15 protein-coding genes are annotated in these 15213 nt (G+C 68.5%); 11 read left to right on the forward strand and 4 right to left on the reverse strand.

The genetic code is table 11. The features are described from left to right. The first annotated feature begins 24 nt into the window (after positions 1-24). The 3 genes from RZE77_RS31880 (at position 25) to RZE77_RS31890 (ending at position 2592) form a co-directional block, all read left to right on the forward strand. The gene (locus RZE77_RS31880) at positions 25-1083 is read left to right on the forward strand and encodes an aromatic ring-hydroxylating dioxygenase subunit alpha (RefSeq protein ID WP_319442681.1); all 1059 of its coding nucleotides are present in this window, start codon (positions 25-27) and stop codon (positions 1081-1083) included. Then, positions 1080-2045: a PDR/VanB family oxidoreductase gene (locus RZE77_RS31885; protein ID WP_319442682.1), complete on the forward strand. Its 966-nt coding sequence runs from the start codon at positions 1080-1082 to the stop codon at positions 2043-2045. The genes RZE77_RS31880 and RZE77_RS31885 overlap by 4 nt, the downstream gene beginning before the upstream one ends. A gap of 79 nt (positions 2046-2124) precedes the next feature. Next, positions 2125-2592, forward strand: coding sequence for a MarR family winged helix-turn-helix transcriptional regulator (locus tag RZE77_RS31890; protein ID WP_319442683.1), 468 nt, complete (start codon positions 2125-2127; stop codon positions 2590-2592). Between the two features lie 40 nt (positions 2593-2632). Here RZE77_RS31890 and RZE77_RS31895 read toward each other — a convergent pair whose 3' ends face one another. Further along, a complete protein-coding gene (locus RZE77_RS31895) occupies positions 2633-3676 on the reverse strand; it encodes a LacI family DNA-binding transcriptional regulator (protein WP_124961970.1) in 1044 nt (347 codons plus the stop codon). Between the two features lie 194 nt (positions 3677-3870). On the opposite strand from RZE77_RS31895, the gene RZE77_RS31900 reads away from it, so the two are divergent. From RZE77_RS31900 to RZE77_RS31935, 8 genes are read left to right on the forward strand one after another with little or no spacing between them, the layout of a single operon-like run. Next, positions 3871-5199: an ABC transporter substrate-binding protein gene (locus tag RZE77_RS31900; RefSeq protein ID WP_319442684.1), complete on the forward strand. Its 1329-nt coding sequence runs from the start codon at positions 3871-3873 to the stop codon at positions 5197-5199. Between the two features lie 3 nt (positions 5200-5202). Continuing rightward, complete coding sequence (locus tag RZE77_RS31905) at positions 5203-5934, forward strand: SDR family NAD(P)-dependent oxidoreductase (RefSeq protein ID WP_319442685.1); 732 nt, start codon at positions 5203-5205, stop codon at positions 5932-5934. A gap of 4 nt (positions 5935-5938) precedes the next feature. Next, a complete protein-coding gene (locus RZE77_RS31910; protein WP_319434102.1) occupies positions 5939-6808 on the forward strand; it encodes a carbohydrate ABC transporter permease in 870 nt (289 codons plus the stop codon). 13 nt (positions 6809-6821) lie between these two features. Further along, positions 6822-7634 (forward strand): carbohydrate ABC transporter permease, encoded by an 813-nt coding sequence (locus RZE77_RS31915; protein WP_047783884.1) that lies wholly within the window; start codon positions 6822-6824, stop codon positions 7632-7634. A 9-nt stretch (positions 7635-7643) separates the two neighbouring features. Then, a complete protein-coding gene (locus tag RZE77_RS31920; protein WP_319442686.1) occupies positions 7644-8618 on the forward strand; it encodes an alcohol dehydrogenase catalytic domain-containing protein in 975 nt (324 codons plus the stop codon). 12 nt (positions 8619-8630) lie between these two features. After that, complete coding sequence (locus tag RZE77_RS31925; RefSeq protein ID WP_319442687.1) at positions 8631-9695, forward strand: ABC transporter ATP-binding protein; 1065 nt, start codon at positions 8631-8633, stop codon at positions 9693-9695. A 10-nt stretch (positions 9696-9705) separates the two neighbouring features. Continuing rightward, on the forward strand, positions 9706-10623 hold the full coding sequence (locus tag RZE77_RS31930) for a sugar kinase (protein ID WP_319442688.1): 918 nt from the start codon (positions 9706-9708) through the stop codon (positions 10621-10623). An 8-nt stretch (positions 10624-10631) separates the two neighbouring features. Continuing rightward, the gene (locus RZE77_RS31935) at positions 10632-11681 is read left to right on the forward strand and encodes a tagatose 1,6-diphosphate aldolase (RefSeq protein ID WP_319442689.1); all 1050 of its coding nucleotides are present in this window, start codon (positions 10632-10634) and stop codon (positions 11679-11681) included. 9 nt (positions 11682-11690) lie between these two features. Here RZE77_RS31935 and RZE77_RS31940 read toward each other — a convergent pair whose 3' ends face one another. The 3 genes from RZE77_RS31940 to RZE77_RS31950 all read right to left on the reverse strand — a co-directional run bounded on the left by RZE77_RS31940 (position 11691) and on the right by RZE77_RS31950 (position 15194). Further along, on the reverse strand, positions 11691-12470 hold the full coding sequence (locus RZE77_RS31940; protein ID WP_319442690.1) for a sulfite exporter TauE/SafE family protein: 780 nt from the start codon (positions 12468-12470) through the stop codon (positions 11691-11693). A gap of 115 nt (positions 12471-12585) precedes the next feature. Then, positions 12586-14349, reverse strand: a complete 1764-nt coding sequence (gene araD / locus RZE77_RS31945; RefSeq protein WP_319442691.1) for an L-arabinonate dehydratase — start codon at positions 14347-14349, stop codon at positions 12586-12588. Positions 14350-14375: 26 nt separating this feature from the next. Beyond that, positions 14376-15194, reverse strand: a complete 819-nt coding sequence (locus tag RZE77_RS31950; RefSeq protein ID WP_319442692.1) for an HpcH/HpaI aldolase family protein — start codon at positions 15192-15194, stop codon at positions 14376-14378. Between the last annotated feature and the right edge of the window lie 19 nt (positions 15195-15213).

Here is a 15213-nt window from a genome sequence, read left to right on the forward strand (position 1 = left end):
CCCAGCCATCCAAAGGAAAGCCATATGTTCCCGAAAAACACCTGGTACGTGGCCTGCACAGGCAACGAGATCGACGACAAGCCTCTGGGCCGCAAGATCTGTGGCGAGAACCTGGTGCTCTACCGCGCCGCGGAAGGCAAGGCCACGGCGCTGGAAGACTTCTGCCCGCATCGCGGCGCGCCCCTGTCGCTGGGCCGCGTGGTCGAGGGCAAGCTGGTGTGCGGCTACCACGGACTGGAGATGGGCTGCGACGGCAAGACCGTCGCCATGCCCGGGCAGCGCGTGCGGGGCTTTCCGCCGATCCGCTCCTTCCCGGTGATCGAGCGCTACGGCTTCGTCTGGATCTGGCCCGGCGACCCCGCCCTGGCCGACCCGGCCAAGCTGCATCACCTCGAATGGGCCGAAAGCCCCGACTGGGCCTACGGCGGCGGCCTGTTCCACATCCAGTGCGACTACCGCCTGATGATCGACAACCTGATGGACCTGACGCACGAGACCTACGTGCACGCGACCAGCATCGGCCAGAAGGAAATCGACGAGACGCCCACCACCACCAAGACCGAGGGCGACCAGGTCACCACCAGCCGCTTCATGGAGAACATCTCGGCGCCGCCCTTCTGGCGCATGGCGCTGCGCGGCAACCACCTGGCCGACGACGTGCCGGTCGACCGCTGGCAGATCTGCCGCTTCACGCCGCCGAGCCACGTGCTGATCGAAGTGGGCGTCGCCCACGCCGGCAAGGGCGGCTACCACGCCGACGCGGCGCACAAGGTGTCGAGCATCGTGGTGGACTTCATCACGCCCGAGACCGAGACCTCGCACTGGTACTTCTGGGGCATGGCGCGCAACTTCCAGCCGCACGACAAGGCGCTGACCGCATCGATCCGCGAAGGCCAGGGCAAGATCTTCAGCGAAGACCTGGAGATGCTCGAATCCCAGCAGCGCAACCTGCTCGCGCATCCGAACCGCTCGCTGCTGAAGCTCAACATCGACTCGGGCGGCGTGCAGTCGCGCCGCGTGCTGGAGCGCCTGATCGCGCAGGAAGGCGAGGCCGCCCCAGCGACTCCGGCAGGTGCAGCATGAACGCCTCCGAACTGAACGTGCGCGTCGCCCGCAAGCATGCGGAGGCGCTGGACATCTGCACCTTCGAGCTGGTGCACGCCGAGGGGCAGGCCCTGCCGGCGTTCTCGGCCGGCTCGCACATCGACGTGCATCTGCCGAACGGCCTCACGCGCCAGTACTCGCTGTGCAACGATCCGCAGGAAAGCCACCGCTACCTGATCGGCGTGCTGCGCGATCCTGCATCGCGCGGCGGCTCGCAGGCGATGCATGAACTGGTGCAGGAGGGCAGCCTGCTGCGCATCAGCGCACCGAAGAACCACTTTCCGCTGGCGCATGCGGCCACGCGCAGCGTGCTGATCGCGGGCGGCATCGGCGTGACGCCGATCCTGTGCATGGCCGAGCGGCTGGCACTGAGCGCGGCGCCGTTCGAGATGCACTACTGCACGCGCTCGCGCGAGCGCACCGCCTTTGCCGGGCGCATCGCGCAGTCCGCGTTCGCATCGCAGGTGCAGTTCCACTTCGACGACGGGGACGCGGCACAAAAGCTGTCGCTGCCGGCGGCGATCGGCACGCCGCAGCCCGGCGTGCACCTGTATGTCTGCGGCCCCAAGGGTTTCATGGACTGGGTGCTGGAGGCCGCGCGCACCGCCGGCTGGCCGGCCGACCAGTTGCACTACGAGTTCTTCTCGGCCGAGATCGCCGCGTCGGACGCCGATGCGGAATTCCAGGTCAAGCTCGCGAGCTCGGGGCGCATCGTCACGGTGCCCAAGGATTGCACGGTGGTGCAGGCGCTTGCCGCGGCGGGCGTCGAGGTGGCGACCTCCTGCGAACAGGGCGTGTGCGGCACCTGCCTCACGCGCGTGCTGGAAGGCGAGCCGGACCACAAGGACATGTACCTGTCGCCGGAAGAACAGGCGGCCAACGACCAGTTCACCCCCTGCTGTTCGCGCTCGCGTTCGCCGATGCTGGTGCTCGACCTGTAGGCGCCGGCGCGGCGCAGCGGAGCCATAGAATCGCAGGCTCCGCCTTTACCGCCGGGACCCGATTCAGGTTTCGACATCCATGCCCAGCCCCACTTCCGACGCCGCCGAGATCGACATCAACGACCAGCCCGGGCACCTGATCCGCCGGGCCCATCAGATCGCGGTGTCGGTGTTCCACGAGAAGCTGGGGCGCGACATCACACCGGTCCAGTACGCGATCCTTCGCACCTTGCAGAAGAACCCGGGCATCGACCAGGTCACGCTGGCCCAGCAGGTGGCGCTCGACACCTCCACCGCCGCCGACATTGCCGCGCGGCTGGAGACCAAGGGATGGATCACGCGCCAGGTGCTGGCACGCGGTCAGCGCGAACTGCGCCTGACCGCTGAGGGCACCGAACTGCTCTCGCAGACGGTGCCCGCAATGGCCGAGATGCAGGACGCGCTCTTCAGCACCATGAGCGAGCAGGAGCGCCGCGATTTCATGAAGCTGCTCGCCAAGTTCGTCACGGCCAACAACGACAGAAGCCGCGCGCCCATGCGCGCGTGAGGCAAGGACCGGCGCCCGCCGGATTCTTGACGCAGGCGCCTCAGCGCGCTTTCCGGCCCCCGGCCGGCCTGGGCCTCGACGTCGATTCGCGCACCACCAGCGACACATCGACTTCATGGTGCAGCGCGGCCGCCCGGCCCGACAGCGACTTGACCAGATACTCCCCCGCGCGGGTCCAGACCTCGTCGGTGGGCACGTGCATGGTCGTGAGGCTCGGACGCAGGTGCCGGCTCCACTCCAGATCGTCGAAGCCCATCACCGACAGGTCGTTGGGCACGTCGAGCCCGTGGCGCTCGGCCTCCAGCAGCACGCCGTAGGCGATCACGTCGTTGCCGCAGACCACCGCCGTGGGCCAGCCCTCGCGCGGTGACGACAGCAGCGACCGCGCGCCCTGGCGCGCATCGTCCAGGTGGTAGGGCACCTCGATGTACCACTCGGGCTTCAGCGAAAGCCCGTGCTCCGCCAGCGCGCGCCGCACGCCCGACACGCGCGCCGTGGCGCGGTCGTTGTTGGACGAGATCGCCGCCACCATGCCGATGCGCGTGTGGCCGAGCTCGATCAGGTAGCGGCAGGCGCGGTAGGCGGCCGCCTCGTTGTTGCCTCCGACCGAGGCATACGGCTTGTCCGGGTGGTACACGCCCACGTTCACGAAGGGAATGCGCTGCGATGCGAGCAGCCGGCGCAGCGCGTCGGTGTGCATGTCGCCGCGCAGGATGAGCCCGTCGATGCCGCGGCTCACCATGTTCTGCGCCTGCCGCGCCTCGGTTTCGGGGTCGTAGCCGCTGGTCGACAGCAGCAGCAGGTAGCCCTGCAGCGACAGGTAGCTCTGCAGTGCCTCGATGCCGCGCGCGAACATCGCGTTGTCCACCGTTGGAATGATCGCGCCGATGGTGCGCGTGCGGCGCGACGACAGCGCGCGCGCCGCCGCATCGGGGATGTAGCCCAGCTCGGCGATGGCCGCATCGATGCGCATGCGCAGCTCGGGGCTCACCGACTCGGGGTTGTTGAGGGTGCGCGAAATCGAGGCCGTCGAGACGCCCACGTGTTTTGCGACGTCGCGGATTCCCACTGATTTCGGCTTCATGATGAAACAGTTTACAGGAAACGATACGTAGCCGTTTACAACCGATTTTCAGGGAAATCCCCTATCAATCTCCCTGGATGACAGCTCTTTGCACATTGACATCGACGGAGCCTATTCCGATAATTTTGTAAACGGTTACATGACGAATTGCTCGCCTCGATGACCGCCTTCGACACGTCAAAGGAGACAAGGAAATGAGCCAGGCCTACCGCCATCCGGGCAACCGCCCCTTTGTTCGCACCACTGTGCGTGCCGTCGCCCTCCTCGTTGCGGCTTCGTGCGCCAGTGGCGCCTTCGCGCAGGAATTCAACTGGAAGAAGCACCAGGGCAAGACCCTGACCTTCCTCGCCAACAACAACCCGGTGGCCAACGCGCTGCTCAAGCACAAGGCCGATTTCGAGCAGCAGACCGGCATGACGCTGAAGGTCGACTCCTACCAGGAGCAGCAGATGCGCCAGCGCCTGGTCACCGTGATGAACTCGCGCAGCGACGAAGTCGACGTGTTCATGTCGCTGCCCTCGCGCGAGGGCATGCAGTTTGCCAAGGCCGGCTGGTATGCCGACCTCTCGGAGCTGGTGAAGACCGCGAGCGCCAAGGACTACGACTTTGCGGACCTGAGCGCCGGCATGCTCAAGGACGCCACCCACGACAAGCAGCTCACCGGCATCCCGATGAACGTCGAGGGACCGGTGCTGTACTACCGCAAGGACCTGTTCCAGAAGTGCGGCGTGACGCTGCCCAGGAGCCTGTCCGAACTCGAGGCCGTGGCGGGCAAGCTCAAAAGCTGCGAGCCGGGCGTCACGCCCTTCGTGTCGCGCGGCCTCAAGCCCGCACTGCCCTTCACCTACAGCGTGTTCCTGCACAACATGGGCGGGCAGTACATGAAGGACGGCAAGTCGCAGCTGTGCAGCAAGGAAGGCCAGGCCTCGCTGGCGCTGTATGCCAAGCTGCTGAAGGACTACGGCCCGCCGGGTGTCGTGAACTACAGCTTCTATCAAATCTCCTCGCTGTACCGCGAAGGCAAGGCGGCGATGGCCTTCGAGTCGTCGAACGAGCTGCGCAACGTGATGGACGGCGGCGCGCGCCTGAAAGACACCGCGGTCGCGGTGCTGCCCGCGGGCCCGGGCGGTTCGCACCCGACCGTCATCGGGTGGACGATGTCGGTGTCGGCGCACAGCAAGAACAAGGAAGCCGCCTGGTACTTCGTGCAGTGGGCCACCAGCCCCGCGGTCCAGGCCAGGCTCGCGCTCGACGGGGTGGCGCCGCCGCGCTCGGCCGTGGCCAAGTCGCCCGGCTACAAGGCCTGGACGGACGAGCAGCCGGTGCGCGCCGAATGGGTGGCGGCCGTCAACGAGCTGGCCCGCACCGGCACCTCCGAGGTGGGGTACCCGATCGTCGCCAATCCGGCCTCGCGCGACTTCATCGGCCAGGCCGCGACCGAACTCCTGCTGGGCCAGAAGACGCCCGCGCAGGCCTGCGCGGACGCCGACAAGCAGCTCGACGCGCTCATCGCCAAAGACTGACCGATGGCCGTGTTCGATTTCCCCGAAGGCCACCGCGTGCTGGTGGTCGGCGGCGCCGGCGACATCGGCGCCGCCATCTCGCGCACCTTCCTCGAGATGGGCTGCAGCGTCATCGCCACGGGCGTGGACGAGGCGGCGCTCGCAGCCAGTTCGCTGGCGCCGCAACCGCACCTGGCGCTGCGTACGCTCGACGTGACCGACGACGCGCAGGTCGCGGCCTTCACGGGCGGCCTCGACGGCCTCGGCACGCTGGTCAACTGCGCGGGCATCCTTGCGCGCTTCAAGGAGTTCGAGATCGAGACCTTCCAGCGCGTGCTGGACGTCAACCTCACCGGCACCTTCCGCCTGTGCAATGCCTGCCTGCCGCTGCTCGAAAAAAGCAAGGGCAGCATCGTCAACGTGGCATCGATGAACGCCTTCGTCGCGCTGCCCTTCATTCCGGCCTATAGCGCGAGCAAGGGCGGCGTGGTGATGCTGACCAAGTCGCTCGCGCTCGCCTGGGCCGAGAAGCGCGTGCGCGTGAACGCCATTGCGCCGGGCTATGTCGAGACCGCCATCAACGCGGCCGGCCGCCAGGACAGCGCGCACTACGAGCGCATCCGCGCGCGCATTCCGCTGGGCCAGTGGGCGCAGCCGAGCGATATCGCGGGCAGCGCCGTGTACCTGGCCTCGCCCGCGGCGCACTACGTGACCGGCACCGTGCTCGCCGTCGACGGCGGCTTTCTCGCGGGGTGAATGCATGAGCCAGTCGATCGGCACGCGCGGCCAGCTCGCGTTTCTCTCGCTGCCGGCCGTGATCTTCACGACCGCGATGATCGCCTTCCCCTTCGCCTACACCGTGTGGTTCAGCCTCCACGAGTTCAGTTTCGGCGGCAAGCCCAAGCTCAACTTCGGCATGAACTACGTCGAGATGGCGGGCGACGGCGAGTTCTGGAACGGGCTGAAGATCACGCTGGTGCTGTACCTGCTTTCGCTGGTGCTCCAGCTCGTGCTCGGCACCTGGATCGCGCTGCTGCTGCACGGCTCGAAGAAGCTCTCGGGCATCGTGCGCACGCTGATGATCTCGCCCTTCGTGCTGCCGCCGGTGGTGGTCGGCATGATGTGGCTGGTGGTGCTCGACCCTTCCATCGGCGCCGCCAACTACCTGCTGACGGCTGCGGGCCTGCCGCGCTCCGACTGGCTGGCCTCGCCCGTGTGGGTGATTCCCACCGTGGCAATGATCGACACCTGGCAGTGGACGCCGTATGTGGCGCTGATCGTGCTGGGCGGCCTGCAGTCGCTGCCGCCGAACGTGTACGAGGCCGCGCAGATCGACGGCGCCTCGCGCTGGCAGACCTTCTGGCGCATCACGCTGCCGCTGCTCGCGCCCACGCTGGTCACGGCCGCGATCCTGCGCAGCGTGGACCTGCTGCGCTTCTTCGACATCATCTACATCACCACGCAGGGCGGGCCCGGCAACGCCTCGAACACGCTCAACATCTACGGTTTCCGCAAGGGCTTCGAGCTGTTCGAGATCGGCTATTCGAGCGCACTGATGATCACGCTGTCGGCCATCGTGCTCGGCGCGGTGATGGTGCTGACGCAGGCGCGCAAGCGCGTGGCCTGGTGAAAGGGGCCACGCCATGAACGACAAGCTGGTGCAACGCCTCAACCTGCTGCAGATCGCCTTCGTGGCGCTCCTGATCCTGCTGCCCATCGCGTGGATGGTGCTGTCTTCCTTCAAGCCCTCGGCCGAAGTGACGGCCTATCCGCCCAAGCTGCTGTTCTCGCCCACGCTGGAGAACTACCGCACGCTCTTCGGCACCACGCCGTTCCTGCACTACACCTGGAACAGCACGGTGATCACCGTGGGCTCGACAGCCATCGGTCTGCTGCTGGGCATTCCCGCCGCCTTCGCGGTCTCGTGGACGCGCATCACCTGGCCTGCCACCGTGACGCTGCTGGCGCGCATGGCACCCGGCACGCTGTTCCTGCTGCCCTGGTACGTGATGTTCCGCGAGGCCGGAATGATCGGCAGCTACTGGGCGCTGATCCTCACCCATGCGGCCATCACCATGCCGATCGTGATCTGGGTGCTGCTGCCCTTCTTCGACAACATTCCGCGCAGCGTGCTCGAGAGCGCGCAGGTCGATGGCTGCAGCGTGCCGCGCATCCTGTGGCGCATCGCGCTGCCGCTGGTGATGCCGGGCGTGGTGGTGGCGTCGATCCTGTCCTTCGTGTTCTCGTGGAACTACTTCCTGTTCGCACTCGTGCTGTCGAACGGCGACACCAAGACGCTGATCGCGGCGTCGTTCAACTTCATCGGCGAGGGCGCGTCCAACTGGGGCGCGCTGATGGCGGCCGCCAGCCTCATTGCGCTGCCGCCGCTCGTCCTCGCATTCATCGTCCAGCGCAGGCTCGTTTCTGGCCTTGCGATGGGCGCCGTCAAAGGTTAGGAGACTCCCATGCAAGCTGCGATTTTTCATGGCGACAAGCGCATCACCATCGGCGAGGCGCCGATGCCCGAGCCGGCGGCCGGAGAGGTGCTGCTGCGCGTTCGGCGCACCGCGCTGTGCGGCTCGGACACCAAGTTGTGGTTCAGCGGCGCCAGCTTCACGCCGGGCCACGAAATCTTCGGCGTGGTGCAGCAGCCGGGCCACGCGCTCGACGGCAGGCGCTGCCTGGTCTACATCCCGGTGCACTGCGGCCATTGCGAGTCGTGCCTGGCCGGCGACACGCAAATGTGCCTCGTCGAATCGGTGCTGGTCGGCTGGAACCGGCCGGGCGGCTATGCCGAGTACCTCGCGGTGCCCGAGCAGTGCCTTCTGCCCGTGCCCGACGACATCGAGGACGCGCTGGCGCCGCTGCTGCTGGACACCATCGGCACCGCCGCGCACGGCATCCGCTTCGTGAAACCGCTGGTGCCGCCCGAGACCACCGGCGCGGTGCTGGTGACCGGTGCGGGGCCGGTGGGCATCGGCGCGCTGATCGCGCTGCAGAACATGGGCTACACCGACGTGCATGTGTCCGACCTGAAGGAAGAGCGGCTGCAGCTGGCCGAATCCTTCGGCGCCAGGCGGCATCCGGTGGGCGACGCGAGCAAGCGCTTCAAGCTCATCGTGGAGTGCAGCGGCGCCCACGCAGCGCGCAGCCTGGGGATGGAGATCGTGCTGCCGCGCGGCGTGCTCATCCTCATCGGCGAGAGCGACAAGCCCTGGCCGGTGCAGGAGAACAAGGCCATCCGCCGCAAGGATTTCTACATGGTGCGCACCTTCTACTTTCCGAAGAGCGACTTCGCGCTCAACGTCGAACTGCTGCGCAGCGAAAAGGCGCGCTACCGCAAGCTGGTGGATGCGCAGTTCGGCCTCGACCAGCTGCCCGAGATGTTCGGCCGCTTCGTGGCGGGCGAGCTCGTCAAGCCGCTGCTGGCATTCGCCTGAGGACGCAGCAGCATGGCAACCATCCGCATGAACGGCCTGGTCAAGCGCTTCGGCGACGTGGCCGTGATTCCCTCGCTCGACCTGGAGATCCGCGACGAGGAGTTCGTGGTCTTCGTCGGCCCCTCGGGCTGCGGCAAGTCGACCTTGCTGCGCATCATTGCCGGGCTCGAGCCGATCGACAGCGGCGACCTCTACATCGGCGACAGGCGCGTGAACGACGTGGCGCCGGCCCAGCGCGACATCGCGATGGTCTTTCAGGACTACGCGCTCTATCCGCACATGACGGTGCGCGACAACATGGGCTTCGGCCTGGAGATGCGCAACACGCCCAGGGACGAGATCGCGCGCCGCGTCGACCGCGCGGCCGGCATGCTGCGCATCGAACCGTACCTGGACCGCAAGCCCAAGGCGCTGTCTGGCGGCCAGCGCCAGCGCGTGGCCATGGGGCGCGCGATGGTGCGCAACCCGAAGGTGTTCCTGTTCGACGAGCCGCTGTCGAACCTCGACGCCAAGCTGCGTGGCGAGGTGCGCACCGAGATCAAGGCGCTGTCGCAGCAGCTCAAGACCACCATGATCTTCGTGACCCACGACCAGGTCGAGGCCATGACCATGGCCGACCGCATCGTGGTGCTGAAGGCCGGGGTGGTGCAGCAGTTCGGCACGCCCGAAGAGGTCTACAAGTCACCCGCGAACCAGTTCGTGGCCGGCTTCATCGGCTCGCCGACGATGAATTTCTTCGACGTGAACGCCGAAGGCGCGAACGTGCGCATGGACGAAGGCGTGCTGTTCCCGATGCCGCCGCGCTGCGGCGGCGTGACCGGCCCGGCCGTGCTGGGCGTGCGGCCCGAGCACATGCGCGTGCTGCCGGCCGATGCGCCGGGGTTGCGCGTGCAGGTCAGCGTGGTCGAGCCGCTGGGCTCCGACACGCTCGTGTACTTCGACCGCGCCGGCAAGCGCCACGTGGCGCGCGTGGCGCCCGAGCTGCAGGTCGGCCCGCGCGACACCATCACGCTGGACTTCGACATGGACAAGTGCCACCTGTTCGACAAGAACGACGGTGCGGTGCTGAGGTGCTGAGGTGAGCCCCGTGCAACACCCCGCCCCGCGCGTGATCTGCCTGGGCCTGTCCGCGCTCGACATCACCTGGCAGGTCGACATCCTGCCGCAGGGCGGTGGCAAGACGCGCGCGAACGACGTGCGCGAAGGCGGCGGCGGCATGGCGGCCAATGCCGCCGTGGCAGCCGCGAAGCTCGGCGCATCGGTCCGGTTCTGGGGCCGCGCCGGCGAAGACAGCGCAGGCCACGAGATGAAGGCGCAGCTCGCCGCACTGGGCGTTGACGTATCGTGCTTCAGGCTGTTCGAGGGCGCGCGCTCGTCGCTCTCCGGCATCGTCGTCGACGCGCGCGGCGAACGCATGATCGTCAACTTCCGCGGTGCCGGTCTGCCGGCCGATCCGGCCTGGCTGCCGCTCGACGCACTGGCCGAGACCAACGCCGTGCTGGCCGATCCACGCTGGCCCGAAGGTGCGCTCGCGCTCTTCGGCGCGGCGCGCGAGCGCGGCCTGCCCACCGTGCTCGACGGTGACGTGGCCGATGCCGCCATCTTCGACATGCTGCTGCCGCACACCGACCACGCCGTGTTCTCCGAGCCCGGCCTCGCGGGCTATGCCATCGGCGCGCGCACGGTCGACGAGCAGTTGGGTTTCGCGCGCTCGCGCGGCTGCCGGCTCGCCGCCGTCACGCTCGGCGAGCATGGCCTGCGCTGGGCCGACGCCGAGGGGCTGCACGCCCTGCCCGCCTTCGCGGTCGAGGCCGTCGACACCACCGGGGCCGGCGACGTGTTCCATGGCGCGTTCGCCTTCGCGCTCGGCGCGGGCTGGCCCGTGCGCCGCGCCTTCCAGTTTTCCGCTGCGGTGGCGGCCCTCAAGTGCACGCGACCCGGCGGACGCGCCGGAGTGCCCGACTTCGCCACCGCGATGTCCCTCGTCGATTCCATCAAGGAGTGATCCCCCTCATGACAACGCCCCCCCTCCACCTCGGCAAGAAATGGGGCATGCGCCGCATGGCCACGCCCCGAGGCCACTTCACCATGGTCGCGCTCGACCAGCGCCCGCCGATTGCGCAGCTGATCGGCGCCCGGCGCGGCATCGCGCCCGCCGACGTGAGCTTTGCCGACATGGTGGCCGTCAAGCGCACGCTGGTCGACACGCTCGGTGCACACGCCAGCGCCATGCTGTTCGACCCGAACTACGCCTTTCCCGCAGCGCTGCAGAAGCTGCCTGCGCACACCGGCCTCGTGGTCACGCTCGAGGACCACCGCTTCCGCGACACCCCGGGCGGCCGCCTTTCGCACTCGATCGACGACTGGAGCGTGGAGAAGATCAAGCGCGCCGGCGGCGACGGCGTGAAGGTGCTGGCCTGGTACCGCCCCGATGCCGAACCCGACGTGCTCGCGCACCAGCAAGACTATGTGCAGAAGATCGGCGAGGAATGCCGCCAATGGGACATCCCGCTGGTGCTCGAACTGCTGGTCTATCCCTTTCCCAGGAGCGAACGCCACACCGTCGACTACATCGAGTCGCCCGAGAAGATGCCCGAACTGGTGATCGAGAGCGTGCGCGAGTTCGCCAAGCCCAAGTACGGCGTCGACCTGTTCAAGCTCGAGAGCCCGCTGCCCGGCGCCAGCTTGCCCGCGCGCGACGGCAGTGCCGCGCAACAGGCCGCGCAGGGCTGGTTCGACCAGATGGGCGCGATCTGCAAGAGTGCGGGCATTCCCTGGGTGATGCTGTCGGCCGGCGTGACACCGCCGCAGTTCCTGCGCGTGATGGCGTACGCCTACGCGGCCGGCGCGCACGGCTTCCTGGCCGGCCGCGCCGTGTGGTGGCAGGCGCTGCAGCACTTTCCCGATCTCGAGCGTTGCGCCGAGCAGCTGCGCCGCGAAGGCAGTGCCACGCTCGCGGAACTCGAAGCGCTCACGCTGCGCGCGGGCAGCGCCTGGCAGGCCGACTACAGCGCCTTCGATGCCATGAAGGCCGAAGGCGAGCTCTGCGCGGCCTATGCCTGAGCGCAGGCTTCAGGCCTGCGCGATCGCCAGCCACGCGCTCGCGATCAAGGTCGAACCCGCCGCCGCCAGCAGGCCGCCCACCAGCCATTGGAGGGTGCGCGGCTGCAGCTTGTTGGGCAGCCGGTGGTGCAGCCGCGTCACGCCGTAGACCACCGGCATCGCACAGGCCGCCAGCAGTGCCGCGCGCCACGAGAAGTGCCCCGTGGGCAGCACGATCACGAGCCGCACCAGCGAATTGAACGCGAACATCAGCAGCAGCGCGCGGCGCACCAGCTCGCGCTCCAGCGGCTGGCGGTACATGTGAAAGACGATGGGCGGCCCCGAGCTCGAGAACAGCCCGCCCAGCACGCCCGACAGCCCGCCGATGACGGCAAAGCTCGTGCGGCCCGACACCGCGGGCTGCGGCCGGCCCTGCAGCACCAGCAGCAACGCGCAGCCCAGGATCGATACGCCCAGCAGGCCGCGCAGCCAGTTCACCGCGCCGCCGCTGAGCCAGGTGAGCAGCATGAGTCCCGCGATCACGCCCACGGTGCTGCCGTTGAGCGCCGGCTTCATCAGCCGCCACGGCACCACGCCGGGCCGCGCGCGAAAATAGGTCCATGCATTGATCAGGCTCAGCACCGTGGCGGCGTTGGCCGTGTCGCCCACGCTGGCGACGTGGAACACCGACACCAGGCCGAGCAGGATGAGGCTGAATGCGAACCCCGTGAGGTTCTGCGCGTAAGTGGCCAGCGCCACGCAGGCCATGAAGACCAGCACGGGGCCGGCTTCGGAAAGAATCGCTTGCACCGGAAATGAAAATCGTCGAGGGGCCGCGTCGGGCCCGAATGTCGCGGGCCGTATTGTCCCCGAACGGCCGGTGTGCCGATTCCGGTGCGCCGCGCGCAAGGCGCGGGGCCCCTTTTCAGTAGATCGGCGGCTCGGGTGTGGGCGCGTTGCCGGCCAGGCTCGCGAAATCGCAGCCCAGGTGCGCCTGCGTCACTTCGTGCTGGAAGATCTTCGTGTAGCCGCGCGCGTAGGCCTGCGCGGGCGGCGTCCACTGCTTGCGGCGCTCGGCCAGTTCCTCGTCGGACACCAGCATGTCGAGGCGGCGCTCGCCGATGTCCAGGCGGACCGTGTCGCCGGTCTTCAGCAGCGCCAGCGGGCCGCCGATGGCCGATTCGGGCGACACATGCAGCACGCAGGTGCCGTAGTGGGTGCCGCTCATGCGCGAATCGGAAATGCGCAGCATGTCGCGCACGCCGCGCCGCAGCAGCTTCTTGGGAATCGGCAGGTTGCCCCACTCGGGCATGCCGGGCCCGCCGACCGGGCCGCCGTTGCGCAGCACCAGCACGGTCGACGCGTCGCAATCGAGTTCTTCGTCGGCCATGGCCGCGAGCATCTCGGCGTTCGAGTCGAACACCAGTGCGCGGCCGGTGTGGCGCAGCAGCTCGGGCGTGGCGGCCGAAGGCTTGATGACCGCGCCGTCGGGGCACAGGTTGCCGCGCAGCACGGCCAGCGCAATGCCGGCCTCGGGACATTCGGGTGTGCCCTGCTTGAGCGGTGCGGCCGGGTCGAGGATGGTGCCGTCGTCCTCCGACGGCCAGCCCGCGATGTCCTCGCCGAGCGTGCGGCCGGTGACGGTGCGCGCCGACAGGTCCAGGTGCGCCGCGATCCTGTTGAGCACCGCCGGCAGGCCGCCGGCGTAGTGGAAGTCTTCCATCAGCTTCTCGCCCGACGGATAGAGGTTGGCGATGACGGGCACGCGCCGCGCAATCGCGTCGAGCTCGTCGATGTTCAGCTCAATGCCCGCGCGCCCCGCCATCGCGGGCAGGTGCACCGCCGCGTTGGTCGAGCCGCCGAGCGCCATGTAGGCGGCCACGGCGTTGAGGAAAGACGCCTTGGTGACGATGCGCGAGGGCTTCAGGTCTTCCCACACCATCGAGACGATGCGCTCGCCGCAGCGCCACGCCATGCGGCTGTGCTCGGAGTCGACGGCCGGAATGCTCATCGCACCGGGCAGCGACAGGCCCATGGCCTCGGCGATGGCGGTCATGGTGCTGGCCGTGCCCATCGTGTTGCAGGTGCCGGGCGTGCGCGTCATGCGCGCTTCGAGGCGGATCCATTCGGCCTCGCCAATGTTGCCGATGGTGCGCTCGGCCCAGAACTTCTTGGTGTGCGTGCCGGCGCCCACGGCCTGGCCCTTGTAGCGGTCGTTCATCATCGGACCGGCGGGCAGGAAGATGGCCGGGATGTCCATCGACAGTGCGCCCATGACCAGGCCGGGCGTGGTCTTGTCGCAGCCGCCCATCAGCACCACGCCGTCGATCGGCAGGCTGCGCAGCAGCTCCTCGCATTCGATGGCCAGCAGGTTGCGGTAGATCATGGTGGTGGGCTTGACCATCACTTCGCCCAGGCTCAGCGCGGGCAGCTCGAGCGGATAGCCGCCGGCCTGCAGCACGCCGCGCTTGACGGACTCGGCGCGCTCGCGCAGGTGCGCATGGCAGGGCGAGAGCTCGCTCCAGGTGTTTACGATGCCGATGACCGGCCGGCCCATGAACTCCTCGCGCGCGAGCCCCTGCTGCTGCATGCGCTGGCGGTGCGCGAAGCCGCGGATGTCGTCGCTCGCGAACCAGCGCTGGCTGCGCAGTTCCTGCAGGGTCTTGGGGCGGGCGGCTTCGGTGGACATGCGGTGTGTTCTCTGGATCTCTGGGTTCAATAGGTGGCGGGGGCCGGCGCCGAAACGGGGGCAGCGGGTGCGCCGCGCTGCTTGAAGCGCGCCGCGATGTCGTCGGCGCTCTTGCGCAGCAGCAGCTGGTCGTTGGCCACGGCGACGAAGAGCGCGCCAAGGTCGAGCAGCTCCTGCGCGCGCGGCTCGTCGTTCATCAGGATGCCGGGCGCCTTGCCGCAGGCGAGGATGCGCGCGATGGCGCGGTCGATGGCGGCGCGCACCGTGGGGTGGTTGACCTGGCCGGCCACGCCCATGCTGGCCGACAGGTCGCCGGGGCCGATGAAGACGCCGTCCACACCGTCGACGTTCGCGATGTCCTCCAGGTGCTCGAGCGCTTCGACGGTCTCGACCTGCACCAGCACGCAGATCTCGCTGGAGGCCTCGGCCACGTATTTCGTGTCGCGCCCGAACCGCGTGGCGCGCACCGTGCCGCCCATGCCGCGGATGCCGTTCGGCGGATAGCGCGTGGCGGCCACGGCGGCCTCGGCCTCGGCGCGGTTCTGCACGAAGGGCAGCAGCAGCGTCTGCGCGCCGATGTCCAGGTACTGCTTGATCAGCACCGGGTCGTTCCAGGGCGGGCGCACCACGGCCGAGGTGGGCCGATCGCGCTCGGCCTGCACCGCCTGCAGCTGCCGCAGCATGGTGGTCGGATCGCCGGGCGTGTGCTCGGCGTCCAGCAGGATCCAGTCGAAGCCGGCGCCCGCGAGCAGCTCCGAGACGTAGGGGTCGGGCAGCGTCGACCAGAGGCCGATCTGCGGGATTTTCGCCGCGAGGGCGTGCTTGAAGGTGTTGCGCGAGGGCATGGGTTCGGTCCTTTGCGGG

It is taken from the genome of Variovorax sp. SPNA7 (assembly GCF_033807855.1).
In the GTDB taxonomy this organism is placed as follows: Bacteria; Pseudomonadota; Gammaproteobacteria; order Burkholderiales; family Burkholderiaceae_C; genus Variovorax; species Variovorax beijingensis.

Bases quoted from the DNA above. Each gene is read 5' to 3' on its own strand.
- RZE77_RS31880 (WP_319442681.1), top strand. From the start codon at position 25: ATGTTCCCGAAAAACACCTGGTACGTGGCCTGCACAGGCAACGAGATC.
- RZE77_RS31885 (WP_319442682.1), top strand. From the start codon at position 1,080: ATGAACGCCTCCGAACTGAACGTGCGCGTCGCCCGCAAGCATGCGGAG.
- RZE77_RS31890 (WP_319442683.1), top strand. From the start codon at position 2,125: ATGCCCAGCCCCACTTCCGACGCCGCCGAGATCGACATCAACGACCAG.
- RZE77_RS31895 (WP_124961970.1), bottom strand. From the start codon at position 3,676: ATGAAGCCGAAATCAGTGGGAATCCGCGACGTCGCAAAACACGTGGGC.
- RZE77_RS31900 (WP_319442684.1), top strand. From the start codon at position 3,871: ATGAGCCAGGCCTACCGCCATCCGGGCAACCGCCCCTTTGTTCGCACC.
- RZE77_RS31905 (WP_319442685.1), top strand. From the start codon at position 5,203: ATGGCCGTGTTCGATTTCCCCGAAGGCCACCGCGTGCTGGTGGTCGGC.
- RZE77_RS31910 (WP_319434102.1), top strand. From the start codon at position 5,939: ATGAGCCAGTCGATCGGCACGCGCGGCCAGCTCGCGTTTCTCTCGCTG.
- RZE77_RS31915 (WP_047783884.1), top strand. From the start codon at position 6,822: ATGAACGACAAGCTGGTGCAACGCCTCAACCTGCTGCAGATCGCCTTC.
- RZE77_RS31920 (WP_319442686.1), top strand. From the start codon at position 7,644: ATGCAAGCTGCGATTTTTCATGGCGACAAGCGCATCACCATCGGCGAG.
- RZE77_RS31925 (WP_319442687.1), top strand. From the start codon at position 8,631: ATGGCAACCATCCGCATGAACGGCCTGGTCAAGCGCTTCGGCGACGTG.
- RZE77_RS31935 (WP_319442689.1), top strand. From the start codon at position 10,632: ATGACAACGCCCCCCCTCCACCTCGGCAAGAAATGGGGCATGCGCCGC.
- araD (WP_319442691.1), bottom strand. From the start codon at position 14,349: ATGTCCACCGAAGCCGCCCGCCCCAAGACCCTGCAGGAACTGCGCAGC.
- RZE77_RS31950 (WP_319442692.1), bottom strand. From the start codon at position 15,194: ATGCCCTCGCGCAACACCTTCAAGCACGCCCTCGCGGCGAAAATCCCG.